The organism is Spirosoma rhododendri, assembly GCF_012849055.1.
GTDB classification, from domain to species: Bacteria; Bacteroidota; Bacteroidia; order Cytophagales; family Spirosomataceae; genus Spirosoma; species Spirosoma rhododendri.
In genome coordinates, this window is sequence record NZ_CP051677.1 from 3,085,927 (window position 1) to 3,110,719 (window position 24,793).

Consider the following 24,793-nt stretch of genomic DNA (forward strand, 5'->3'; position numbering starts at 1 on the left):
AGGGGGACGGGGGGTGACCATATCCCCCGTACCATGAAATTGCCCTCAAAACTCCCGTTGCTCGTTGCAACCATCACTCTTTCACTCTTTCATTCTTTCGCTCTTTGTCAAACCTACCTCCCTGAGCAGAACGATACCCGCGTGAAGGTGAAGACCGCCGTGCCGGTGCGGGCGTATTCGTTCGCGCCGGGCGACGTTAAACTGCTCGACAGCCCATTCAAAACGGCGCAGGAAGCTGACACGCGCTTTCTGCTTGGCCTTAAGCCCGACCGGCTGCTGGCGCAGTTTCGGACGCATGCGGGGCTGAAACCGAAGGGCGAAATATACGGCGGATGGGAGTCATCGGGGCTGGCCGGGCATTCGCTGGGGCACTACCTGTCGGCGATGGCGCTGCACTACGCGGCTACCAACGACCCTGAGTTTAAAAAACGGGTCGACTACGTGGTAGATGAACTGGCCGAGTGTCAGCGGGCGCGGAAAACGGGTTATGTCGGGGCTATTCCGAAGGAAGACACCGTGTTTACAGAAGTGTCGAACGGCGTTATCCGGTCGCGGGGCTTCGACCTGAACGGTGCATGGTCGCCCTGGTACACGGTCCACAAAGTCATGGCTGGCCTGCTCGATGCGTATCTGTATGCCGGAAATACGAAAGCCCTGACGGTTGAAACGGGCATGGCCGACTGGACCGGCGACATCCTGAAAAACCTGTCCGACGAGAAGATTCAGCAGATGCTGCTCTGCGAATACGGCGGTATGAACGACGTGCTGGTGAACACCTACGCCCTGACCGGTACCAAAAAATACCTCGATCTGTCGTATAAATTTCACGACCGGCGCGTACTCGATTCACTGGCCCACCAACGCGACATTCTGCCCGGTCGGCATTCGAACACGCAGATTCCCAAGCTGATTGGTACGATCCGGCGGTACGAACTTACCGGTAGTCAGCCCGATTTTGCGATGTCGGATTTCTTCTGGAACACGGTCGTCAACCACCATACCTACGCGCCCGGCGGCAACAGCAACTACGAGTACCTGAGCACGCCCGATCAGCTCAACGACAAGCTGACCGACAATACGATGGAGACCTGCAACACGCACAACATGCTGAAACTGACCCGGCATCTGTTCGCGCTGCACCCCACTGCTTCGTACATGGATTTCTACGAACGGGCGTTGTACAACCACATTCTGGCGTCGCAGAACCATCAGGATGGTATGGTTTGCTACTTCGTGCCGCTTAGGATGGGTACGCGGAAACACTTCAGCAACGAAGAGGAAGATTTCACCTGCTGTGTCGGGACGGGCATGGAAAACCACGTCAAATACGGCGAAAGCATCTATTTCAAAGGTGCTGATGGTAGCCTGTTCGTCAACCTGTTTATCCCGTCGGAACTGAACTGGAAAGACAAAGGGCTGCACCTGACGATGAACGCCAACCTGCCCAGCAGTGCTAACGTTTCCATGACTGTGCGGGCCGACAAAGCCGTTGCGCTGCCGATTCGCATCCGCAAACCGGCTTGGCTCGGTGGCGACATGGTCGTGCGGGTGAATGGGAAAGCCGTGTCGCAGACTATGCAGGACGGCTACGTGGTCGTGTCCCGGAAATGGAAAACCGGCGATAAAATCGAACTAACGTTACCCGCTAACCTGCGTTATTTGGCCATGCCCGACAATCCGGCCCGGCAGGCGTTTTTCTACGGTCCCGTATTGCTGGCTGGCGATCTGGGCGCTACTGAACCCGACCCTACGCAGGGCGTTCCCGTCTTCGTAACCAGCACGGCCGACCCCAACACCTGGCTCAAAGCGACCAACAAACCGCTGGAGTTTCGCACGAGCAGCACCGGTGGGCAATCGGCGGTGACGCTCCGCCCGTTCTACGAACTGCAAAAGAATTTCTACACCGTTTACTGGGACGTATTCACCCCCGACGGCTGGCAGAAGCAGCAGGTCGTGTACGAGCAGAAACGTCGCGAAGCCGCCGACCTCGAGCGCCGGACCGTCGACCTGCTGCGACTGGGCGAGATGCAACCCGAACGCGATCACAACCTAATCGGTGACAAGCTGGAAACCGGCGAAGACCACACCCGCAAATTCCGCGTCGCCAACGCAGGGAATGCGATGACTTTCACGATGAAAACCGACCCCGACAAGCAGAATATCCTGATCGGTACCTACTGGGGCATGGACAACCGGGGCCGCCTGTTCGATGTAGCCGTGGATGGTAACGTGATTGCCAGCGAAGACCTCAACAAGTACAAGGAAAGCCGCTTCTACGACATCCCGTACAAGCTTCCCATCGAACTCACGAAAGGCAAAACGTCGGTAACGATCAAGCTACAGGCCAAACCCAACAACGCGGCCGGACCCGTCTACGGCGTTCGAATGGTACGGGAGTAGACTCGGTAAGTGAGTAATTAATCAGTAAACGCCCGGTGATTTCACTGGGCGTTTGCTGTTTTATGATGAATCTGTCAGATCGATTCAGCGCTAAACCTATTCCCTGCCCATATTTGTTCTCCTATTAACGAGATCATAGAGAGCCTCGATCTGCCAGCCGACGAGCTGAATCGCTCTTTCACTCATACGCTCTTTATTTCATGCAACTTCTCAAAGTAGCCGCTGGTGTGCTGAATCAGATTCCGCTGGCCTGGGACCATAACAAACAGAACATCATCGACGCCATTGCCGAAGCGCAGCGGCAGAACGTCAGCCTGCTGTGTCTGCCCGAACTGTGTATCACGGGCTATGGCTGCGAGGATGCGTTTTACTCGCAGAACACCATCGATCAGTCGATTGCGTCGCTGCTGGACATCGTCGGGTACACGGCTGATATTGCGGTGGCGGTGGGATTACCCCTGCGTCACAACAACCGCACTTACGACGTGGCCTGCCTGATCGCCAACAAGCGGATTCTAGGCTTCGCGGTTAAGCAATATCTGGCCAACAATGGTATTCACTACGAAACCCGCTGGTTCCAGCCGTGGGCACCCTACGTGCGCGACGAGGTCAAAATTGGCGAATTCACCTATCCCTTTGGCGATGTCGTGTTCGATCTGTCGGGCGTACGCGTCGGCTTTGAAATTTGCGAGGATGCGTGGATTGCCAACCGCCCCGGCCGGATTCTCTACGAACGGGGTGTCGACCTGATTCTGAACCCGTCGGCCAGCCACTTTGCCTTTATGAAATCGCAGACGCGCGAACGGTTTGTGGTCGACGCGTCGCGGTCGTTCGGGGTTAGCTATATCTACGCCAATATGCTGGGCAACGAAGCCGGACGGGTAATCTACGACGGCGATGCGATGGTGGCGTCCAACGGCGAACTGCTGGTGTCGGGCGCGCGGCTGAGCTATGAAGATTTTGTGATCGTTCCGGCCGTAGTCGACGTCGACCTGACGCGGCTCAGTCAGGTGCAGAACCGGGGCAACATCGCACTGGCGTATCCGAACCTGCGTGTATCCGAACGCTTCGACTGGCCCGAGGTCGCGCCTGTGATTCAGAAGGCCGAACTCGAAGCGTGGGAGCGGGGCGGCTACCTGAAAGAAGAAGAATTTGCCCGCGCCGTGGCGCTTGGCCTGTTCGATTACCTGCGCAAAAGCCGTTCGCAGGGCTACGTGCTGTCGCTAAGTGGTGGGGCTGACTCGTCGGCGATTGCGGCCACCGTCTACCTGATGATCCGCATGGCGGTGGAGAACATCGGTATCGACGGGGTGAAGAAAAAGCTGAGTTACATCAAAGCTATTCAGAACTGCGACACGCCCGAAGCCATGCTCGGCAAACTGCTGACGGTGATGTATCAGGGCACGAAAAACTCGTCGGACGATACGTACCAGTCGGCGAAGGAACTGGCCGACGATATTGGGGCAACTTTTTTGAATATCGACATTGAGGGGCTGGTCGACACATACCGGGGCCTGATCGAAGGGCAGATTGGCCGCGAATTGACGTGGGAAATCGATGACCTGACCCTGCAAAACATTCAGGCGCGGGTGCGTGCCCCGAGTATCTGGATGCTGGCCAACATTAATAACGCCCTGCTGCTGACGACCTCGAACCGCTCCGAAGCCGCCGTGGGTTACGCGACGATGGACGGCGATACGTCGGGTAGTATTTCGCCCATCACCGGCATCGACAAGCATTTCCTGCGCGGCTGGCTGCGCTGGCTCGAAACGGTTGGCCTGAACGTGAAAAACGCGCCCGAACCCACCGACCGCACCAGTCTGGCTACCGAAGACGACGTTCGACCGAGCGAACTGATAAAAGTGAAGGGCCTGCACCGGGTCAACAACCTGCAACCCACCGCTGAACTGCGCCCCGCCGACCGTAAGCAGACCGACGAGCAGGACCTGATGCCGTTCGACGTGCTGAACTCCATCGAAGACGCCGGTATCCGCGACAAGCAGGCCCCCGTCGACGTGCTGAAGCAGATCGAGGTGCGCTATGCTGGGCGCTACGACCGCGAGCAACTGCTGAGCTGGGTCGAGCGGTTTTTCCGGTTGTGGAGCCGCAACCAATGGAAGCGCGAACGCTACGCCCCCAGCTTCCACCTCGACGACCACAACCTCGACCCCCGTTCGTGGTGCCGTTTCCCGATCCTGTCGGGCGGCTTCGAAAAGGAACTCGCCGAGATGCGTGATTGGGCCAACGAACAGAAGCCCAATGGCCGAAAAGGTAATCCAGCCCGGGGCAAGATCGGGTTTTGACTAAAAAGCGTAACTTGTTAACGCTATGACGATTCAGGTAGAAGTGCAGGATGATTTGGTACAGCAGCTTGGGGTAGGTGCTATTCGCGGCTTGCTGGAAGAAGAACTGGCGTACCAGCGGTTTCGACTGCTGGATGAGCGAGTGCAGACGGCCATGCAGGATAGGCCGGATGTAAATTGGGACGCTGAATTCGAGCAGGCACGCCAGTTGGCTTTTAATGAGTATCAGCAGCGACGACAGCGGGCGTTATGAACCAGTATGTTCTCGATGCCAACATTTTATTTAGTGGCTTACTGAGTCAGAAAGCGGTTTATCGGGCTTTATTCGGCAGACACACAGTTTACGCGCCTGATTTTGTGCTGGCCGAGCTGAACAATTACAGAACAGTTCTCCTCAAAAAATCAGCTGTCAAAGGTACCGATCTGAAAGCATTTACGCTGGCACTTTTTGCCAACATAGTCGTAGTGCCTGATTACATCATAACGGCCGACTCATACAATCAGGCAACGCAGTTGGTAGCTGATATAGACCCTAAAGACGTAGCCTACGTAGCACTGAGTATCGAACTGAGTGCTACTTTGCTGACGCGCGATAAGCCGTTGTGCGAGGGCTTAGTGGCGAAAGGGTATGAAAAGGTTCAGTTGTTCAGCGACTTTATTAGTCAGCAAACCAATGGCCCTACCTGAAACGCATCGACGGGTGACAGTAATTTTGAACAGTTGCATAGCGGCATTCTCTTTCACCGACTACCCCGAACAACTACCGACGAGAAAGCACGTATCATCTTAAAAACGGTGTCGGACTACGGCGAACGGCTGATTGATGCGTTCACGGTTATCACACCAAAAAAAGTACGAATTCGACTACTGTAGCTATTGTGAGTCAACTTATACCCGGTATTCTGTTTGCCGCCCTGTGGGCGTCGGCGGCCGTAGCGACCAAGCTGGGTGTGCAGTCGGTACATCCGCTGATTTTGGCCAATGTGCGGTTTTTTATCGCCGGTACGGGCATGTTGCTGTTTGCCTATGGCGTGCAGCGGACGCGTGACGCCTGGCCGCGCGGGGCTGAGTGGCGGCAACTGCTCATTTTTGCGCTGCTGAATACCACAATATACCTCGGCTCATTTGTGCTGGCGCTGAAGCAGGTTTCGGCGGGTATTGGTAGCCTGAGTACGGCGACGAACCCGCTGTTTATCACGCTGCTGTCGGCCCTGTGGCTGCGTCGACGGCCGCATCGAAACGAAATACTGGGCCTGTTGCTGGGCCTGGCGGGTGTCGGTGTTGCGACGTACCCGTTGCTCCTGAACAGCTACGCAACCATCGAGGGTATTCTGATCCTGTTGTTTGGCGTGGTAGCGGTGTCGGCGGCAACGGTCTACTACGCGAGTGTCGACTGGCGGTTGCCGAACCTGGTTATCAATGGCTGGCAGGTGCTGCTGGGCGGACTGATGCTTTTACCTGTCACGCTGCTCTCGGCTGATTTTGCCACGGCCCACTACGACTTGCGTTTCTGGGGTGCAGTCTGGTGGCTGATTCTGCCGGTGTCGGTTGGGGCGTTACAACTCTGGTTTTTTCTGATTCGGCAGGACCCTGTCCGGGCGTCGCTGTTCCTGTATCTGTGCCCCATTTTTGGCTTCATCTACTCATACGTGCTTCTGGAGGAGCCCATCACAAGCTACACCATCGCCGGTACGGTGCTGGTCATCATCGGGCTTTGGCTGGGCCGTAAACAGTAAGCGCGACCTTGCGGGGTCGCGCTTACTGTTTGGGTTTAAGGTTTAATGTCTAAGGTTTAAAGTTTTCTAGCCTTGCGCAACTTTAAACCTTAGACATTAGACCTTAAACTCACCACTACTCCTTCGTCACCGTGAATTCGACCCGGCGATTTAGGCGCCGTGTTTCTTCGTGGTTGTTGCTGGCGATGGGGCGGGAGGGGCCGTAGCCTTTCGCCGTAACCCGACTGGCCGCGATGCCGTTACGCACCAGATACTCCTTCACCGCTTCTACGCGCAGCCGCGATAGTTGCACGTTCTCTTCAAAATTGCCCTGGTTGTCGGTGTGCCCGGCTAGTTCGATTTCGGCTTTGGGGTTACCATTCATGAAAGCCAGCAATTGATCTAGCTCGGCCTGCGACTCCGGTAGCAACTCTGGCTTGCTCTGCGCAAACCGGATCGATTTGAGCTGCGTCGGCTCACCTTTCGGGGCGATGAGCAAAGGTGTCGTGTTGCTTACTTTGGCGTCAAGTGTTTTGGGCGGAGCGACGCTGCTGCCGGGTGCTGAGGGCGCGGCAGCAGCGGGGGCTGCGGCCTGGGCAACGGCTCCCTGCCGACGGGTTGCGGCTGTTCCCCGCCGACCTTTAGCTGCGGCCGGCGCTGACGCTGTTACAACCGCTGCCGACTGCTCTGACGTAGCTGGTGGCGTCACGACGGGCGTAGCTACGGGTTTGGGCGTTGGTGCCGGTGTTGTCGTTGCTACGGTTACCGCTGGCGTTGTAGCGGGTGTGGGGACTGCCGCTGTCTTCGCTACAGTTACCGCTGGCGTTGGGGCAGGTGTAGCAACGGTTGGCTCCGGGGTCGAGTTGCCCGACGAAGCCGGTTGCGTGCTGATCGGCGGTGTTGGCGATGTCGACGCCGTTTGGGTTGCTGGGGCCGGGGGGCTACAGACGGTGTTGCTGCGGCCTTAACAGCTTTGTGCAACTCTACCGGATAGCCTTTTATCGCATCCGTTAAATCCGAAGTAAAACTTAGCTGCTTAGAGTTGGCATCGTAGCCAAACGCTTTTGCATTCAGGGTGTATTGCTGCTTTCTGACCACTGCCAACCGGAACTCACCGTTGGCTCCAACCCGCTGTTCGCCCAGCATCTTACCGGAGGGGTCTTGAAGCACAATCGTCGCGCCCGGAATGGGCTGATGGGTGTCAGCGTCTAAAACAGTGCCCGCTACCGGGATTGTCTGGCTGGTCGTCGTAGTTTCTGACTGTGCCTGGGCTTGAGTTATCTGGAAACCCAGTATACCCAAAAAAATCGGTACAGTAACATATGGGTGTTGCATGCATTTCCTCATGCAAACCCAACGCTTGAGACTGCCTTTTAAGTACATCATAAGCCGTAAAAAATTAGATTAATTGTTGATTATACGGTGGGTGTACGGCGGGTCATTTTGAGGTCAAAAAAATCGTTGTAAGATTCTGATTATCAGTACAGTTATATGCTTAAAAATGTGCTTGAAAAAGGAACGCGGCAAGCCTGTATTTCGTTAGCATTGTATGACACAGGCAAACAACATGATGACGCAATTTTCGACCGCTCCGGCCCCGCAGCCCCCTGTGGCGGCCACCCCGCCGGTGACCGATGAAAACTGGCGGAAGTCAATTCCCGCACAGGTGTTTTTGAATCATTTCTTTGCGATGGACTACCATATCCAGCACCAGCAGGATCTGTTTGATGTCGCTAAATTTCCCATATTCCAGCAGTTTCACGGTGTACCCAGCGAGGCCACGATCAAGGCGATCGAGAAACTGCTGCTCAACAGCTGGAGTGCCGAGTACGCGTTGCGGATTACGCCCGTCGTCAACGATGAGCAGTATCTGCAAAGCTCGCTGCACTGGACATTCCCGCAGGCTTATTACAGCGCGTTGTTCAGCGCCCGGGCGTTTCTGGCCATTCAGGGCGTCAACGTCAGCAATGAAGAGCTGATTCGCAAGCGGATCGGCAACATGGTCGTACGTGGCTATTACCCGGCATCGATTGGGTACTACGCGCTCGGCCCGATCAACAGTTACCGCATTCAGCGGCTGCCGATGGCCCGGCGGTTTACGCTGGCTGGCAAGGCCGATCTGTTGCTGCCCTCGCGGCAGGGGTCGGTGCAGGCCGAGCTGGCGCAGTTTCTGAAGACCACCCGCGATCAGCGCGTCAAGACGCTGCGCAGCGTGATTCAGAATAACCCCAAAACGGCGCTGCGTAGCCCGAAGACAGGGGAGGTGTTGCAGAAGTTCAGCGTCGAGCAATACAAGCAGCTGGCCAAGCAGATCGGCTACACCACGTATTTCGATATGCTGAGCCGCCTGCGCATTTCGTCGACCAACCGGGAGATCGAGCGGTTTGTCGATTCAGAGATCGACGTTAAGCTGTTTCACCAAAGTCTGGTCAATATCGTGTCGCACGTCAACGCTATTCACGAAGCCTACATCGCCAAAGCGCTGGGTGTCGACGCGTACCGTCAGCTGGTGGCCAAACTGCCTACCTACTTACAGGAGAGCTTTGTGCGCGAGCGGATGAACACCGTAATCGCACCGATACTGGCCAACGACGAACCGGCTGCCTAATCGATCGCCAGGCTACTAATGAAAAAGGGCCACTCCGTCTGGAGTGGCCCTTTTTCGTGTTGGTCTGACTGGTTTAGAAATCGCCCAGGTTGCTGGCCGAAATCCACTTGACACCGAGTTGATGACCACTAACTTTCGTCTCCGACACATTTTCGTACCGGATGCTGAAGTTGCTGATTGTACCGCTCCACTTGCTGTTCTGTCCCGTCGGGATAGCGATCGTGTGGTACTGGTTGTCGCCCTGTACGTTGAACGTGATGGTCTGATCAGCCTGAGCCGCTTCCAGTTCCGTCTGGCCTACTTTGCGCCATTCCAGAATCATCCGCGTTTCGGTCGTGATGGCCCGCATCCGTACGTAGAGGGTAGGCGTTTCTGAAGCCCGGTACCCTTTGTTCGGCGATACCAGTTTAAACCGGCGGTCGGTTGGGGTGATGACCAGTTCGTTGCCGACAGGGTAGCCCTGATCGTAGCCCTTCCGGCAGTAGAAACCACAACGGGTTGGATTGCCACTGAAAATGTAATTCGGTTTTGTTTCCGAACGCGGCAGCGTATTAACCGTGTTGCGAATCTCCGACAGCGTACCAACGATCATGTTGATGTCGAATTCGTATACCCCGTTAGCGTCCAGCGGCATCGATACCGTGTTGGCAATGTAACCGGCGCTCGACGCGTTTGGTGGACCCCAGCCGATGTCGCCGAAGAGACCAACCTTGAACTCGTGCGAGTACGGCGTGTGCAGGGCTAATCCCCGACCCGTGTTCGGGCGAATGGCTGCGATCCAGGGTTCCGACGAATCGACGTTCAGCGGGCCCATCTGTCCCTGATTCCTGAATTGATTCAGGCTCGTACCACTGCCGCCCAGGTTCGGAATGTTGTTGACGTTGACGCTCGGCGCGTTGGTATACGGATCACCCTGCGCGACGTAATACTGATAGTAAGCGCTGTTGGTGTACGTACAGGGTAGTTCCTGCTGGCGAACATCGTCGTATTTGGTGTTGTCCGGGCGGTTACCAACGATCTTGACGTGCCGCTTCACGACGTTGCCTTCCAGCCGGATCCACTGCTCAACGACGTAGTGACCCAGTTCGTTGTTCAGACCCCACAGCAGGTTGCGTGTCTTGGTATACAGCATTTTGTCTGTGCGGCCGTAGCCCAGCATGGGTGAGAAGTTATTGGCGATATCGCCACCCTGCACCGGGTTGTAGCCGATGTCGTCGAGAACGGGTTTGCCATTCTGCGACCAGCCCGTAGCGGCATTCGGCATACCGTAGAGCGAAATCTGATCATCGCGACCCGGATCCCGGCGACCGTCGGAGTACTCCATGCAGTTGATCATGTTCTCACCTACCTGAAGGTCGGTTACTTCGCGAATAACTCCACCGACGCCGAGGTCAACGGCGATCCGTACGCGGTCGTTTTGCAGCACAGGCCGCTTATCGCTCGGGTAAGGGCTGCTCAGTACCGGGTAGTCGCCCTGATCGGTCGGAGTTGATGCACAGCCACTGACGGTAACGGTAGCCGTCGCCGAGAGTGATGAACAGCCGCTTGCCGAGCCGATAACGGTGTAAGTGATTGTGCCGTTGGCGGCCGATGCGTTGAACGTAATCGACTGTCCCGACTGGCTGATGCCACCACCCGACCAGGCGTAACTAACCCGGTCGCAGTTGGTACCGGCGCAGGTCGCGTTCAGCGTAACCGTGCTGCCGCAGGCTGCGTTGACATTAGCCGTAGTCAGCGTAAACTGACAGCCCGTACTGGTGGTGTTGATCGGCGTTGTCGCGCTTGGCGGAGTGCCCGTTCCCGGGCAGGCCGCCGTCGTACGGGGGCTCAGGCTGAGATCGGTGGTGGTAGCGCTGGGCTTGATCGACACAACCAGCGGGGCATTGCTCTTGTAATTGTCGGGGATGGCGTACAGATACCCGTACGCGTTGTAACCCTGAATACCATAAGCGTCGGCTACGTCCTGACGGGCGCGGTCAGCGGTGATGGTTGCCACCTTGACGTTGTTGAGGTACACGTCGAGCGATGGGCTGCGCTTCGGGTTATTCGTGTCGAGTATCCAGCCCGCTGCGATGTCGCAGGTAGCCGTTTCGAGGAAGCCCTGGTACTTGGCGTTCGTAACGACGGGTGGGTTGGTCGTCACCGGCGTAGTGGCCGTTGTTGGCGTCGGGGCCGATGTACAGCCGGTTGTAATCAGGTCGAACGTGGCCGACTGCGACGGACAGCCTTTCGCCGTTGCTGTTACGGTGTAGGTCGTGGTCCCATTGGCCGAGGGGGCCGTCAGCGTCACCTGCTGGCCTGTCTGGGTTGTGCCTCCGCCAACCCAGGTGTATGTTGCCCGGCTGCAACTGGCCTGTAGCGTTACCGACGTACCGCAGCTAACACTGATCGGGCTGGTGCTCAGGCTGAACTGACAGCTGTCGGCTACGGGCGCCGGGGCTGTTGGTAGCTGACCCGACCCGGTGCAGACGGCCGTGGTACGGGGGCTCAGGCTGAGGTCGCGGCTGGTGCCAGCCGGCATAACCGAGACTTTCAGCGCTGCGTTGGCTTTGTAGGCCGCCGGAAGGGTGTAGTAGTAGCCGTAGGCGTTGTAGCCCTGGATACCATAGGCGTTGGCTACATCCTGCCGGGCGCGATCGGCCGTGATGGTCGTCACTTTAATTCCGTTGAGGTACACGTCAAGCGATGGGCTGCGCTGGGTGTTGTTGATGTCGACAACCCATCCGCTGATACCGTCGCAATTCGCCGATTCCAGGAAGCCGACGTATTTCGCGTTGGTAACGCTGGTTGTGGGGGTAGGCGTGGTCGTCGTGGGCGACGTAGGGGATGTGCAGCCCGTCACCGAAACCGTTCCCGTCACATTCTGGCTGCTGCAACCTGTAGCCGTGGCTGTCAGTGTATAGCTTACGGTGCTGTTGGTGGCAGGCGCAACCAGGCTCACGCTCTGCCCCGTTGCGGTCAGCCCGCTGCCTTTCCAGGTGTAGGTTACCCGGTTGCAATTGGCTCCGCTGCAAGTAGCGTTCAGCACGACGGCACTGCTGCAACCCACGGTGACGGGTGTCATCGTACCCAGCGTAAACTGGCAGCTGTCGACTGGTGGTGTGGTTGGCAACTGACCCGACCCGGTGCAGACGGCCGTGGTACGGGGGCTCAGGCTGAGGTCGCGGCTGGTGCCAGCCGGCATAACCGATACCTTCAGCGCTGCATTGGCTTTGTAGGCGGCTGGAATGGTGTACTGGTAGCCATAGGTATTGTAGCCCTGAATACCATACGCATCGGCTACATCCTGCCGGGCGCGATTGACCGGTACAGTAGCGATCTTGATCGAGTTCAGGTAAATATCGACCGACTGACTTTGTTTGGGGTTGTTCAGGTCGATCAGCCAGCCCGCGACACCGTCACAGTTAGCTGTTTCCAGAAAGCCCTGGTATTTGGTTGTGGTGTTGGTGGGCGCTGGCGTTGTGGTGGCCGACGTGCATCCGGTTACGGTGAGCGCCCCGCTGGCCGTCTGGCTGGCGCAGCCGCTGGCCGAAGCCGTCACAGTGTAGCTGGTGGTGCTGTTGGTGGCCGGTGCAACCAGACTCACGCTCTGCCCCGTTGCGGTCAGTCCGTTGCCCTTCCAGGCGTAGGTCACCCGGTTGCAGTTGGCTCCGGCGCAAGTAGCGCTCAGCGTAACCGTGCTGCCACAACTGGCGCTGAGGCTGGGGGCGGTGCTGAGGGTGAACTGGCAGGTGTCGGGTTTGGCAACGGGCGTGGTGACGGTGGTGGCACAGACGGCCGTGGTGCGGGGGCTGTTAATCAGCTCGACGGCGGTGTTGGCCACGCGGGCGACTACGGTGAGGGCGGCTCCCTTTTTGTAACTGTCGGGGATCTTGTAAGCGTACTCGTAGGCGTTGAACCCCTGAATACCGAAGGCGGTGGCCACGTCGGGCCGGGGGCGGTTGGCCAGCAGGGTCGTGACTTTGGTGCCGTTGATGAAGAGGTCGACGCCGATAGACTGCTTGATGAGGTTGCGGTCGAAGGCCCAGCCCCGGATGGAGTCGCAGGAGGCCATGTCGAGGAAGCCGTAGTAGCTGGCGTTGGGGTTGACGGCGGGAATAACCGTCGAGGAGCCCGGCGTGGTAGCAGTTGTAGTAACCGGTGTTGTGGTGGCCGATGTGCATCCGGTTACGGTGAGCGCCCCGCTGGCCGTCTGGCTGGCGCAGCCGCTGGCCGAAGCCGTTACGGTGTAGCTGGTGGTGCCGTTGGTGGCCGGTGCAACCAGACTCACGCTCTGCCCCGTTGCGGTCAGTCCGTTGCCCTTCCAGGCGTAGGTCACCCGGTTGCAGTTGGCCCCGCTGCAAGTAGCGCTCAGCGTAACCGTGCTGCCGCAGCTGGCGCTGAGGCTGGGGGCGGTGCTGAGGGTGAACTGGCAGGTGTCGGGTTTGGTAACGGGCGTGGTGACGGTGGTGGCACAGACAGCCGTGGTGCGGGGGCTGTTAATCAGCTCGACGGCGGTGCTGGCCACGCGGGCGACTACGGTGAGGGCGGCTCCCTTTTTGTAACTGTCGGGGATCTTGTAAGCGTACTCGTAGGCGTTGAACCCCTGAATACCGAAGGCGGTGGCCACGTCGGGCCGGGGCCGGTTGGCCAGCAGGGTCGTGACTTTGGTGCCGTTGATGAAGAGGTCGACGCCGATGGACTGCTTGATGAGGTTGCGGTCGAAGGCCCAGCCCCGGATGGAGTCGCAGGAGGCCATGTCGAGGAAGCCGTAGTAGCTGGCGTTGGGGTTGACGGCGGGAATAACCGTCGAGGAACCCGGTGTGGTAGCAGTAGTGGTAACCGGCGTGGTTGGTGTAATAGCCGTTGTTGATGAAACGGGTGCGGCTGCTGTCGTTGAGGTTACGGGCGAAGTTGTCGTCGAAACCGGCCCGGCGCAGGTAGCCGTCGTGGTTGGGCTGCCGATGATATGATCCGACGTGCCGCTGTAGCGTACGGCGATGCTTAGCGGGGAGTTGGTTTTGTAGGCGGCCGGGATGGTATATACGAACCCGTACAGATTGTAGGTCGTAATGCCGTACGCATCCGCAACATCTTTCCGGTTAACGGTGGCAACGACGCTGGCTACTTTGGTGCCGTTGATATATACATCGGCGGTTGGGGCGGTGTTCTTGTTGTTGAAATCAATGATCCAGCCCGTCACGTAATCGCAGTTGGCCGCGTCCAGGTGGCTTTGAAAATTACCCGCTGCCACTCGGGCTGAGGCCCGTGCGTCGCGCGTGTCGACAAGCAGCGTCGACGACGTCCCCAGTCGATTTGGCTGGCTGGCCGTGCTCACCGATTGCCCTTCGCCCGCGTAAGGTTGCAGCGTGATAGATGACTTTTCGACAAATAAACTCTGTGCATCTGCCTGACTATGACTGCGAAGCAGTTGAAACTGCGTACCAGCCTTTACCGACGAGAAGTGACCCGTTACCCGGTAGGTCACGATCATGTGCGACGGGTAGCTGAGCTGATCGCCGATGTAGTCGACAAAATCACCGCCGGTCTGCTCGAAGCCGGGCGGTAGGAGCAGCTTAAGCCGGTAGGCGTTGGCACCCGGCAGCGTAAACAGCAGCGACGGGGCAATGTTGAGCAGTTCAGCCGTGATGACCAGGTCAATGGTTTCGCCCAGCCGTATCGACTGCTGATTGGTTTGTATGGTAAACCGAATTGGATCGCTGTCTGACTGCTGCCGACCGGGTGAGGTAAAGAAAAGGGGGAATCGGGGTAGCGGACGACCCGGCCCGATTCGGAGCATCTTTCCCGGATCGGGTAGGGGACGGCCTGGCGAGATAGCTGGGGCTGCCCACGTTAGTGAGGTCAGCAGGGCCAGCACACTTGCCAGTAGTAGTACCCTTCGTGTGAGTAGATTACGGCAGGTTAAGTAAACAGTACGATGCATAGTTGGACGACGGACTATATGAATGTCAGACATCCATAATGACAAATATTAAGCCAAAGCATTATATGCTATATTGTAACTCATATGTTCATCAATGATGTGAATAAGTAATTGTGTTGCTTATCGATGTTTATTTATTATAATTTCTGTATACTTATTATGAATTAGAAATTAACTCTGTTTTAATCCTATGTATCTGATTTACCATCTGTATTTGTTAAAATTCATGCTGAAAAGTGGCTGGGTTATGCCGTAAAGGGCTATTTTTCGCAAATAAGCGAGTGGCAATCGGGTAGGTTACAACCAATTAATCAACATCGTTTCAAAATTAGTTGACTACCATAATAAAGTAGGGGCAAGGCGTCAATTATAATCGATCAGGTGGCCATTCAGCAGCTGATTAAATAGTGTACGGCACAACAGTTGACAAGGCCGATACTGATAACGCCCTATCCCGGTTATGAGATAGGGCGTTGTCGAGGTTCAGTCAGGCCTACCTCAGGCCGTCTTGACCAGATCGACCAGTGTCTCGATCCAGATCGGGCTGTCGTTGAGGCTTTCGACCAGTTGCCAGTGTTCACCCCCCTTTTCTTCGAACAGTTCCCGATACTCGTCGCCAATCTCGATGGTTGTTTCCAGGCAGTCGGCGACGAACGAGGGCGAGAAAGCCAGTACGCTTTTGACGCCTTTCGCCGTCAGCTCTTTGATAACCTCATCGGTGTACGGCTTGATCCAGGGTGTACGGCCAAGTCGCGACTGAAACGAGGTTGTATAGCTACCTTCGGGAAGGCCCAGTTCCTTCACCAGCCGCCGGGTGGTCTCGAAGCATTGCGCCCGGTAGCAGTGCTGATTCATGGCGTGCAGCTTGCCGCAGCAGTCGCCCAGCTTGCAGACTTTACCCGTTACGTCGCCTTTCAGAATCTGCCGTTCGGGCAGGCCGTGGTAGGTAAACAGGTAATGGTCGTAATTGCGGGTATCCATGTACTTCCGGCCGTTCTGCACAAACCCCTGAATGAACTTGGGGTGCTCCAGAAACCGGTTGATAAACTTGATCTCAGGGATGACCTGCCAGGACTTGACGATATCCATCACTTTCTCGTAGACCGAGCCGGTACTGGCCGACGCGTACTGCGGAAAGAACGGGATAACGATGATACTGTTGAGACCCAGGCGCTGAAACCGGGCCAGACCCGCGTCGATACTGGGGCTTTGGTAGCGCATCGCCAGCGTTACGACGTACTCGTTGCCGAGGGCTTTCTGTAATTCGCGCTCCACAACTTCACCGTAGTATTTGAGGGGCGAACCAGTTTCGGTCCACAACTCACGGTATACTTTGGCGGATTTGGGTGCCCGAAACGGAGCAATAATGCCGTTGACGAGAAAATAACGGGTCGTAGCCGCAATGTCCAGTACACGCCCATCGAGCAGGAATTCGCGCAGGTACTTGCGGACATCGGGTACCGACGGACTGTCGGGCGTGCCCAGATTAACGATAAGAACCCCCGTCTTACCCACTTGGGAGGTAGTCTGGGTGGGGGCGTTGCTTGCGTAAGTTTCCATTGATTCAGTGGTCGGCGCGCTGTTTGTCATCCTGAAACAGCGCGTGATTCATAAACCACAAACTGATTGTAATAATGCAGAGTTTGGAAGTCGGTGCACGGTAATACGGTATTCGGTTTACAGTGTTCAGTTCACGGTATACCGCGCGCCCGAACGTCTGTGTTGTAGCACTCGCGCAACAGGCACTACCGTAAACCGTATACCGTGAACTGAATACCGAAAACCTACTTTGCTTCCGGATAGCGGCTCAGATCAGCCCGGGTAAAATCGCTGAACACTTCGCCCGGCAGACCCGAATACACGTGAATGTCGGTCAGGTCACGCTCTCCGCGCTCACCCGACAGCAGAATCTCACCGTGCCGCTGATAGTCGGCCCAGGGAAGCGTAAAGCGGGGCTGCTCGTCGGTGAACTTGGGATAGTGTGCCCACTGCGTAACCAGGTGCGAGCCCTTGTCGATCCAGATCTTGTATTTGTTGTCGGGCGTATTACCCACGTTTTTAAACGTCATCTGAACGACATCGGCTGGCTTGCCATCCTTCGTTGGGTCTTCGCCCAGGTATTTGAGTGTTACGCCCGAATCCTTCAGTTTGAAGGGCATCACCAGCCAGTACGAATCGTTGATCCAGGCATCTTTCCCCGCTTTCACATACTTCGCTACCGAATCGGGATCCGTCAGTTCGGCTCCGTTGCGGAATACCCGGCCTTTGTTATTGTTGATGTTTAGCAGCACAGTCTGATCGTTACGCAGGTTGTCGACCCGCACATCGCCCGTCCATTTGTCCCAGACCAGCTTACGGGCGCCAAAGAAATTCCAGGCGATCAGGTGCGTATTGTCCCACGCTTTCCGCCCGCCCATCGCCTGCATCACTGCATCGGCCAGGCCAACGGCTTTAGGGTCGGAGTCGGCCATGTCGAAGCCGGGGGCGGGTGGGTTCGCTGATTTCTTCGATTGCGCCGGGGCCGTAAGACTGACCAGCAGCGCCATTGCGATAAACGCGTAACGTTTCATAAGACGGGGGTTTCTTGTATCGACAAAAGTAGGACCAGAAGGCGTTAGTTTGTCTCAATATGATTTAGATTTGTATCAATTTTTTCGATAATTCTTGCTGGGCGTACTCAGCGATGTACATAACCTATTCGTTCATGACGCTTTCACAGCTTGATTACATCGTAGCTGTCGACACCTATAGGCACTTTGCCACGGCCGCCGACAATTGTCACGTGACGCAGCCGACGCTTAGTATGCAGATTCAGAAACTCGAAGACGAACTGGGTATCAAAGTGTTCGACCGGTCGAAGCAGCCCGTCGTGCCGACCGAAGTTGGCGAAACGGTGCTGGCGCAGGCGCGTGAAGTGCTGCGGGCGGCCCGGCGCATTCCGGAAATTGTGAGTGAGTCGAAAAACGATTTTCAGGGCGATCTGAAGATTGGGGTCATCCCCACGCTGGCGCCGTACCTGCTGCCGTATTTCATCGGAGAATTTATCGGGAAATACCCAACGGTGTCGGTGCAGATTCAGGAACTGGTTACCGATCAGATCGTTGAACGGCTGCGGAAGGGACTGCTCGACGTAGGGCTGGTCGTTACGCCACTGGACGACAATGGTATCACCGAAATTCCGCTGTTTCGTGAACCCTTCGTCGTCTATGCTGCCGATTCGCACCCGCTCGCTGCGCAAACCCGCATCGACAGCGCCAACCTCCCCACCGACGGGCTGTGGTTGCTGACGGGCGGGCACTGCCTGCGCAATCAGGTGCTCAGCGTATGCGGAGCTGATCGCCCTGCCAACGCCACCAACGCCCTGCGCTACGAAACCGGGTCGCTCGAAACGCTCATCAAACTGATCGACCGGCAGGACGGGTTTACGCTGCTGCCGTTTCTGGCTACGATCGATATGGACGATACCCGGCGGGCGCGCGTTCGTCCATTCGAATCGCCCGCGCCGGTTCGGGAGGTCAGTCTGGTTATTCACCGCAGCTTCCTCAAACGTCGGCTTATCGATGCGCTGCGTGCCGAAATTATCCGCCATCTCCCCGCCGACCTCACCACCGACACCCCCAGCGGCACGGTCGTAACGTTGGGGTAGTGTAGTTAGTTGATGTGATGTAGCCTGGACGTCCACGTCCGGGCGGGCGCGTAGCGACCGAAAAGCTGCCGCCTTACGTAGTTGCCCTGATGGGCACCCGGACCTGGAGCCGTGCCGGCGGGCCGGTCCAGGCTACACGTTTCGTCAGGCCACGCGAAAAAATCTAAAACAACCGCTACCGTTTACCCGGTCGGGCGGAGCGGGTTGCGCCCTTCTCCAGCCGCTGGTAGGCCTGATCGAATGATTCGCCGTTGGCGACAGACCGGGTGAGTGCCAGCAGACCCGGTTGGCCGACCCGGCGCAGCCACCGCGCTACCTCATCAGCAGCGGTTTGGTAAGCCATCATAACGTGCCCATAGTCGCCCCCGAAAAAATCGCTGGTCGTAACCAGATCGGTCAGCGGAATCATTGGGCGAAAGCCGAACGGCCCCATTCTGGGTGTATCGACAGGCGACGCGGTTGAGTCGGGGCGCTCCCAAACGTCGGGTGAACTGAATCGGTAGTCGACAAGCAGGGCCAGCCCTTCGTTGAACCACTGCGGAATCTGTCGTTTAACCGACCACCAGCCAAGCCGCGAAAACAGCTCATCGTGGCAAAGTTCGTGGGCGATCACGTCGACATTGTTGCCTTCGGGACCGAGCACGAGGTAGGCGTCGCCCCAGGGTGTGCCGAGGCTGCAACCCGCCCCCTCACCACCTGCGCAGTAGCGGGCGTAATCGGTCTGGCTGGGGCAGTAGATCAGGACTGCCCGGCCCTGCTGCCCACCCCAAAATCGGCTGATCCGGGCCTGAGCTGCCCGGCAGTGAGCCTGAAACTGGGTCTGCTGACGGGCCGAAACGGTGGTGCGGATGTAAAGCGAATGGGAAGAGGCACGGTCGGGAAGCCGCCGAAAATCGGCCGAACGGCTGACCAGCATGCAGCGCAGCAGGTGCGGGTACAGCAACGGCAACGAAAGCGGTAGCGCAACCAGTAGCGACAGAAAAAAACGAAGAGCACCGATTCTGGGCATTACATCCTCAACGCAGCTACACGCCCGTTTGTTGAGTCGCGAAGTACGACGCCCCCGCCGGATTTTCCTACCTTCGCCCGGCTGGTCGCTGAATTTGCCGTGCTCCGCCAGCCGGTTTGCCGGAGAGCGGTGAACCAAAAACCATGAACTGAAATCCTAACGCCGTATATGTCGTCGTGTATAATTATTGGTGCCGGTATGGCCGGACTGACTGCTGCTCAACAACTGGCCGGACGGGGCTGGCGCGTAACCGTGCTCGATAAAGGCCGGGGCGTGGGCGGGCGGCTGGCAACCCGGCGACTGACAAACGGACGTGCCGACCACGGCGCGCAGGTGATCCGGGCGGAGTCGGCGGAGTTTCGTGCCTGGCTGACATCCGCCGACACTGAGGCCGCACTGGCGGAATGGCCGGTCGACCCCGCCGGAACCGGCTGGATTGGGCGCGACGGCATGAACCGGGTCGCCAAACAGCTTGCCGACGGGCTGACCATTGAGACCGAACAAACCGTAACGTCGGTGCATATGGAACCGGATGGCTGGCGCGTCGAAACGAAAACCGGACAATCGTTTCAGGCCGACGCACTCCTTTGTATCATTCCCGCTCCGCAGGCGCTGACCCTGTTTGGCGATGCATCGAACCTGCTTAGGTCAACAGATCGGGATGCGCTTCAACAGATTCAGTACGAGCCCTGTTTGTCGGTTCTGGTGACGCTGAATCAGTCGGGTAGCATCCCGGCACCGGGCGGGCTGTGGCTCGACCGACCCGACATTGCCTGGCTCGCCGACAATCAGCAGAAGGGTATATCGCCCGATCAGCCCACGGCCACGATACTGGCGAGTACTGCCTTCAGCCAAACACACCTGGACGGTGATCTGAATGCGGCCGGGCAGCAACTACTCGCACAACTCACCGACTACCTGCCTGCGGAGGCCGTTGCGGATGTACAGGTACACCGCTGGCGATACAGTCAGGTGACGCAGGCATACCCGGAGCCGTTTCACCGGGCTGCAACGACAGTGCCCCTGCTGTTTGGGGGCGACGGGTTTGGCGGAGCCGCACCGTTCGACCCGCACCTGAACGTCGAGCGGGCGTTTTTGTCGGGTCGTCGCATGGCCGACGCGCTGCTTGCGTAGTTATTGATAATTGCCCGGAGAGGTAGTTTGGGAAAGCACAATCCGGGTCGAAAAAGCCTTTTTTGTCATGACTCCGGCCGCCCGGCCCGAGCCATGACAAAAGCAATTTCCCAAACGACCTCTGAAGATATCTGTCCGGACTAAGTCGACAACCGGCTGCTACCCGGCTGTTGGCTTAGTCTGCGCGCAGGATCTGCTCGGCTACCAGCCGACCCGTTTGCAGAGCGGCATTCAGTGACGGGTAGGCCGATTGGTCGCCACATTGGTATAACTTATCAGCCAGTTTAAGCGGTCGGTGCGTCAGGCCAGCGCTGGGCGACGCCGGGCTGTAGGCGGGTAGTGCCTGCGGAATGTGGTAGGTGCGCAGGTGCCGCCACTGCTGTACTCCCTCGCCAAACCAGTCGGTCAGTTCACGCCGGATGCGGTCGGTTAGGGAATCTTCGTTAACCGTTTCCAGCCCCTGCGTACTAACCGAAATCAACCGCTGACCGGCAGGGGCGTAGCTCGGCGCAATGTCGCTGACGACCGTCATATTGTGCACTGCCGATGAGCGTCGGGGGTTGAGCATCAGCATCTTTTTAGGCAGATCCGCGGGAAGCTGCCAGCTATCGGGCGTGGCAAAATACGTACAGGTCGTGTGGTTGAACGCGCTGCTATCGGGGGCGGGGCGGTTCAGAAGCCGGGCCGCCGACGCCGGGTCGACCGCCAGCACAACCGTTTCGGCCTGAATCGTCCGGCCGTCGGCCAGCATCACCCGCGTGCCATCGAGTTGCGCGACGGGGCTGTTGAGCTGGATTTGTTCGGGCGATAGCCGACGGGCTAACTGATTGGCCAGTTCGCCGATGCCGAGAGCGGGAACGGCCGCATCGCCCGAAAAAAACATACGGAAGCAGAAATCGAAAAACGTGGATGAGGTCGTCAGGGCATCTTCCAGGAATACGCCCCCGAAAAAAGGCCGGAAGAAAAGGTCGATGATTCGGTCGGAAAAGCCCAGTTCGTGCAGTCGCTGCAACGTCGTCGTGGGTGTTTGCTGAAACAGTTCGTCGATGGGCAGGCTTTGCGTCTGGCGCAGCAGTTCTACGATCCGCAGCTTGTCGGCCAACGTACCAATGGGCGACGCTAGGGTCTGAAACACCGACAGCGGCTCCTGAAACGGGTTAAACAGCGACAGCCACGACTTGCCTGCATCGGCCTGTGGATTGCGGATGAGCGCCCCCGACCTGAACCGGGCCAGGTCAAGGTCGTCGTAGCGAAGCAGCCGCTGCGCTTCCGGATAGGCCGTGAGCAGAATCTGAAATCCCCGGTCGAGCCGAAAGCCGTCGACCAGATCCGTGCGGACGCGCCCCCCCACGCCATCACTACCATCGAGCAGGAGCGCGTCGATACCGGCGGCTTTCAACCGAACCGCGCAGGCTAAGCCGGCCATACCAGCACCGACAATTAAAACGGGAACAGGAGTACTGGAAGAATTCATCAGCATACACAAACTAAATAACGCGACAGCGCACCAAAAATACGGCTTCACCCTGCCCGGCAAACCAGAATCCGCTGATTGACTGGTACTTTTTTTATAAAAATTGACTTAAACGGAGATAATAAAAAAATAATATGCTGATTGTCAGGGGATATATAAGAAAGGGAATTGATTTTTTCTGCGCATTATTAATTTTGCCATCACTAGAGTTATAAAGTTGTAGAGTTAGACAGTTGTAAAGTTATAGAGTTGCGGTTCCCCGCTGGGACTGGCGCGGCTACCGGTCGGAAAGGCTGACGCGCCAGCCAGCTTTATAACTTTACAACAATACAACTCTACAACTCAAAAAATATGAACCTGCTGGTTGTCGATAATTTCGATTCGTTCACCTACACCCTTGTCGATTACCTGCGGCAGGCCGGGGCGACGTGTCGGGTTGTACGGAACGATGCCCCGTGGAGTCAGCTGACGCAACCCTGCGATGCGGTCATGCTATCGCCCGGTCCGGGAACGCCCCGGCAGGCTGGTCGGTTGATGGATGTGATTGCTCACTTTCACGAGCAGGTGCCAATGTTGGGTGTTTGTCTGGGCCATCAGGCCATTGGCGCGTTTTTCGGCGCGCAGCTGACAACGGCAGATCGGCCCATGCACGGAAAAGTGTCGACGATCACAACCGACCCAACCGATGCGCTGTTTGCCGGTTTGCCGGAGCAGTTTGGCGTAACGCGTTATCACTCGCTGGTGCTGCGCGATCTGCCCGGTGCGCTTGTCAGCACGGCTCAGACCGACGGGGGCGAAATTATGGCACTGCGCCATCAGTGGTTGCCGCTCTGGGGCGTACAGTTTCACCCCGAAGCGATCCTGACCGAATACGGGCTGGAAGTAATACAGAACTGGATTACCATTTGTCAACACCATAGCCTGACCGGCAGCGGGGAAACCCTGAGCCGGGTGGCTGATTTAGCGTAGTATACTGGTATGAACTATCAGATTCAGGAAGAAGGCGGTTTTCAGTACGTCGATGAAGGACAGGGCGAAGTGTTGCTGCTGTTGCACGGTTTGTTTGGCGCACTCAGCAACTGGGACGCGGTAATTCAGGGCTTCTCAGACCGGTACCGGGTCGTTATCCCGCTGATGCCAATTTACGAAATGCCCATCCGGCAGGCCAGTCTGGAAGGGTTACTCTCGTTTATCGAACGCTTCGTCGGTTACAAGAAACTCAACGACCTGACCCTGTTGGGCAATTCGCTGGGGGGCACATTGCGCTGCTCTACAGTTTTAAACACCCCGATCGGGTGCAGCGAATGGTGCTGACGGGTAGTTCGGGCCTGTTTGAGAACGGCATGGGTGGCTCGTTTCCCAAACGCGGCAGCTACGACTACATTGCCGAACGGGTCGCTTACACGTTCTACGACCCGAAAGTGGCCACCAAAGAACTGATCGATGAGGTGTTCGAGATCACGAGCAGCATTCCCAAGTGCATGAGTATCGTGGGCATTGCCAAGTCGGCGCAGCGTAATAACGTCGCCAAAGATCTGCACAAAATTCAGGTGCCGACCCTGCTGGTGTGGGGGCTCAATGATACGATTACCCCCGCCGAGGTAGGCTACGAGTTCAACCGGTTGATCGAACGTTCGGAACTGCATTTTATCGATAAGTGCTGCCATGCGCCGATGATGGAGTGCCCCACGGACTTCAATCAACTGCTCGATGATTGGCTGATTCGGAACCCCATCGGCGAACTGGTGGTTGGATAAGTGTCAGTTCGGCGCGCAGGTTGCCGGGTAAATCAGGCCAGCTGCGGAAAAAGTATAGCCAACCTATTTGGATTTTCCGTAGTTTTCTGACCAACATACTGTCGTTGACACCAATCGTTATGCTGGCTGCTGAACTTATCGACCCAATGCTGCCAGCCCTGAAACCGACTGATTCGGTCGGGCAGGCGCTGGACTGGATGCAGGAGCATCGCATTGGCCAACTGGTCCTGATTGATCAGACTGACTATCAGGGAATTATTAGCGAAGAGTTATTGCTTGATATCGCCGACGACGAACGGCCACTGAGCAGTATGATGCACCTCTTTGAGCAGGTGAACGCCTACGAAGGGCAGCACCTGTTTGAAGTGCTGGGTCTGGTGATGCAGCACCGCATGGATGTTATTGCGGTACTCAATGAGGGCCGTGAATTTCTGGGTACTGTGTCGACGTCGGAGCTGTTACGGCAGTTTGCGCAGGAACTGGGCGTTCAGGAAGGTGGTGCCGTACTGATGCTGAGCCTGGATGAGCGCGATTATTCGATGGCCGAGATCAGTCGGCTGATCGAGTCGAACAACGTTAAAATCATCAGTAGCTATTTCTCCAGCGCAGCCTACGGTATGCCCGACCGGTCACGACTGACGCTCAAGCTCAACCGGCAGAACATCACAGCCGTTATTTCCACACTAGAACGATTTGGGTATCAGATCGAAGCGGCATTCGCCAATGTGCCCGTTGAGAGTATCGATCAGGATCGGCTCGATTCACTGCTGCGTTACTTAAATACATAGTTTAAGGTTTACGGGTTAAGGTTTACGGTTTGACAG

Annotated in this window: 17 protein-coding genes and 2 pseudogenes; 12 read left to right on the top strand and 7 right to left on the bottom strand. The window is 57.1% G+C overall.

Annotation, left to right across the window (positions count from 1 at the left end):
• Window positions 1-33 precede the first annotated feature (33 nt).
• The 5 genes from HH216_RS12750 to HH216_RS12770 all read left to right on the top strand — a co-directional run bounded on the left by HH216_RS12750 (window position 34) and on the right by HH216_RS12770 (window position 6,439).
• Window positions 34-2,400, top strand: coding sequence for a glycoside hydrolase family 127 protein (locus HH216_RS12750; protein WP_169551153.1), 2,367 nt, complete (start codon window positions 34-36; stop codon window positions 2,398-2,400).
• A 200-nt stretch (window positions 2,401-2,600) separates the two neighbouring features.
• Complete coding sequence (gene nadE, locus HH216_RS12755; RefSeq protein WP_169551154.1) at window positions 2,601-4,703, top strand: NAD(+) synthase; 2,103 nt, start codon at window positions 2,601-2,603, stop codon at window positions 4,701-4,703.
• 25 nt (window positions 4,704-4,728) lie between these two features.
• The gene (locus HH216_RS12760) at window positions 4,729-4,956 is read left to right on the top strand and encodes a hypothetical protein (protein ID WP_169551155.1); all 228 of its coding nucleotides are present in this window, start codon (window positions 4,729-4,731) and stop codon (window positions 4,954-4,956) included.
• Window positions 4,953-5,390, top strand: a complete 438-nt coding sequence (locus tag HH216_RS12765) for a PIN domain-containing protein (protein WP_169551156.1) — start codon at window positions 4,953-4,955, stop codon at window positions 5,388-5,390. The genes HH216_RS12760 and HH216_RS12765 overlap by 4 nt, the downstream gene beginning before the upstream one ends.
• A 191-nt stretch (window positions 5,391-5,581) precedes the next feature.
• Window positions 5,582-6,439, top strand: a complete 858-nt coding sequence (locus tag HH216_RS12770) for a DMT family transporter (protein WP_169551157.1) — start codon at window positions 5,582-5,584, stop codon at window positions 6,437-6,439.
• A gap of 115 nt (window positions 6,440-6,554) precedes the next feature.
• Here HH216_RS12770 and HH216_RS25895 read toward each other — a convergent pair whose 3' ends face one another.
• Window positions 6,555-6,917 carry an OmpA family protein gene (locus HH216_RS25895; protein WP_254448404.1) on the bottom strand — a complete coding sequence of 121 codons (363 nt, stop codon included), beginning with the start codon at window positions 6,915-6,917 and terminating at the stop codon, window positions 6,555-6,557.
• On the opposite strand from HH216_RS25895, the gene HH216_RS25900 reads away from it, so the two are divergent.
• Window positions 6,910-7,386: a hypothetical protein gene (locus HH216_RS25900; protein WP_254448405.1), complete on the top strand. Its 477-nt coding sequence runs from the start codon at window positions 6,910-6,912 to the stop codon at window positions 7,384-7,386. The genes HH216_RS25895 and HH216_RS25900 overlap by 8 nt on opposite strands.
• Before the next feature lie 97 nt (window positions 7,387-7,483).
• On the opposite strand, the pseudogene HH216_RS26870 reads toward HH216_RS25900, so the two are convergent.
• Window positions 7,484-7,804 (bottom strand): annotated as a pseudogene (locus HH216_RS26870) (carboxypeptidase regulatory-like domain-containing protein); the annotation flags it as partial.
• A 163-nt stretch (window positions 7,805-7,967) separates the two neighbouring features.
• On the opposite strand from HH216_RS26870, the gene HH216_RS12785 reads away from it, so the two are divergent.
• Window positions 7,968-9,026: a hypothetical protein gene (locus tag HH216_RS12785; protein ID WP_408641733.1), complete on the top strand. Its 1,059-nt coding sequence runs from the start codon at window positions 7,968-7,970 to the stop codon at window positions 9,024-9,026.
• 73 nt (window positions 9,027-9,099) lie between these two features.
• Here HH216_RS12785 and HH216_RS26500 read toward each other — a convergent pair whose 3' ends face one another.
• The 3 genes from HH216_RS26500 to HH216_RS12800 all read right to left on the bottom strand — a co-directional run bounded on the left by HH216_RS26500 (window position 9,100) and on the right by HH216_RS12800 (window position 17,519).
• Window positions 9,100-14,949, bottom strand: coding sequence for a hypothetical protein (locus HH216_RS26500; protein WP_169551160.1), 5,850 nt, complete (start codon window positions 14,947-14,949; stop codon window positions 9,100-9,102).
• Between the two features lie 498 nt (window positions 14,950-15,447).
• Entirely contained in the window at window positions 15,448-16,509 is a 1,062-nt protein-coding gene (hemH, locus tag HH216_RS12795) for a ferrochelatase (RefSeq protein WP_169551161.1), read from the bottom strand.
• Between the two features lie 224 nt (window positions 16,510-16,733).
• Window positions 16,734-17,519 (bottom strand): hypothetical protein, encoded by a 786-nt coding sequence (locus HH216_RS12800; protein ID WP_169551162.1) that lies wholly within the window; start codon window positions 17,517-17,519, stop codon window positions 16,734-16,736.
• Window positions 17,520-17,653: 134 nt separating this feature from the next.
• Here HH216_RS12800 and HH216_RS12805 point away from each other — a divergent pair, with 134 nt between their 5' ends.
• Window positions 17,654-18,595 carry a hydrogen peroxide-inducible genes activator gene (locus tag HH216_RS12805; protein ID WP_169551163.1) on the top strand — a complete coding sequence of 314 codons (942 nt, stop codon included), beginning with the start codon at window positions 17,654-17,656 and terminating at the stop codon, window positions 18,593-18,595.
• Window positions 18,596-18,770: 175 nt separating this feature from the next.
• On the opposite strand, the gene HH216_RS12810 is transcribed toward HH216_RS12805, so the two are convergent.
• Window positions 18,771-19,742, bottom strand: a complete 972-nt coding sequence (locus HH216_RS12810) for a hypothetical protein (protein ID WP_254448406.1) — start codon at window positions 19,740-19,742, stop codon at window positions 18,771-18,773.
• A gap of 30 nt (window positions 19,743-19,772) precedes the next feature.
• Between HH216_RS12810 and HH216_RS12815 the strand changes: the two genes are divergently transcribed.
• A complete protein-coding gene (locus HH216_RS12815) occupies window positions 19,773-20,738 on the top strand; it encodes an NAD(P)/FAD-dependent oxidoreductase (protein WP_169551164.1) in 966 nt (321 codons plus the stop codon).
• A 175-nt stretch (window positions 20,739-20,913) separates the two neighbouring features.
• Here the strand turns inward: HH216_RS12815 and HH216_RS12820 are convergent, their stop codons facing one another.
• On the bottom strand, window positions 20,914-22,164 hold the full coding sequence (locus tag HH216_RS12820) for an NAD(P)/FAD-dependent oxidoreductase (RefSeq protein ID WP_254448407.1): 1,251 nt from the start codon (window positions 22,162-22,164) through the stop codon (window positions 20,914-20,916).
• Between the two features lie 399 nt (window positions 22,165-22,563).
• Between HH216_RS12820 and HH216_RS12825 the strand changes: the two genes are divergently transcribed.
• The 3 genes and pseudogenes from HH216_RS12825 to HH216_RS12835 all read left to right on the top strand — a co-directional run bounded on the left by HH216_RS12825 (window position 22,564) and on the right by HH216_RS12835 (window position 24,757).
• Complete coding sequence (locus HH216_RS12825) at window positions 22,564-23,181, top strand: anthranilate synthase component II (protein ID WP_169551166.1); 618 nt, start codon at window positions 22,564-22,566, stop codon at window positions 23,179-23,181.
• 9 nt (window positions 23,182-23,190) lie between these two features.
• Window positions 23,191-23,969: pseudogene (locus HH216_RS12830) on the top strand (alpha/beta fold hydrolase).
• Between the two features lie 119 nt (window positions 23,970-24,088).
• Entirely contained in the window at window positions 24,089-24,757 is a 669-nt protein-coding gene (locus HH216_RS12835; protein WP_169551167.1) for a CBS domain-containing protein, read from the top strand.
• Window positions 24,758-24,793 lie beyond the last annotated feature (36 nt).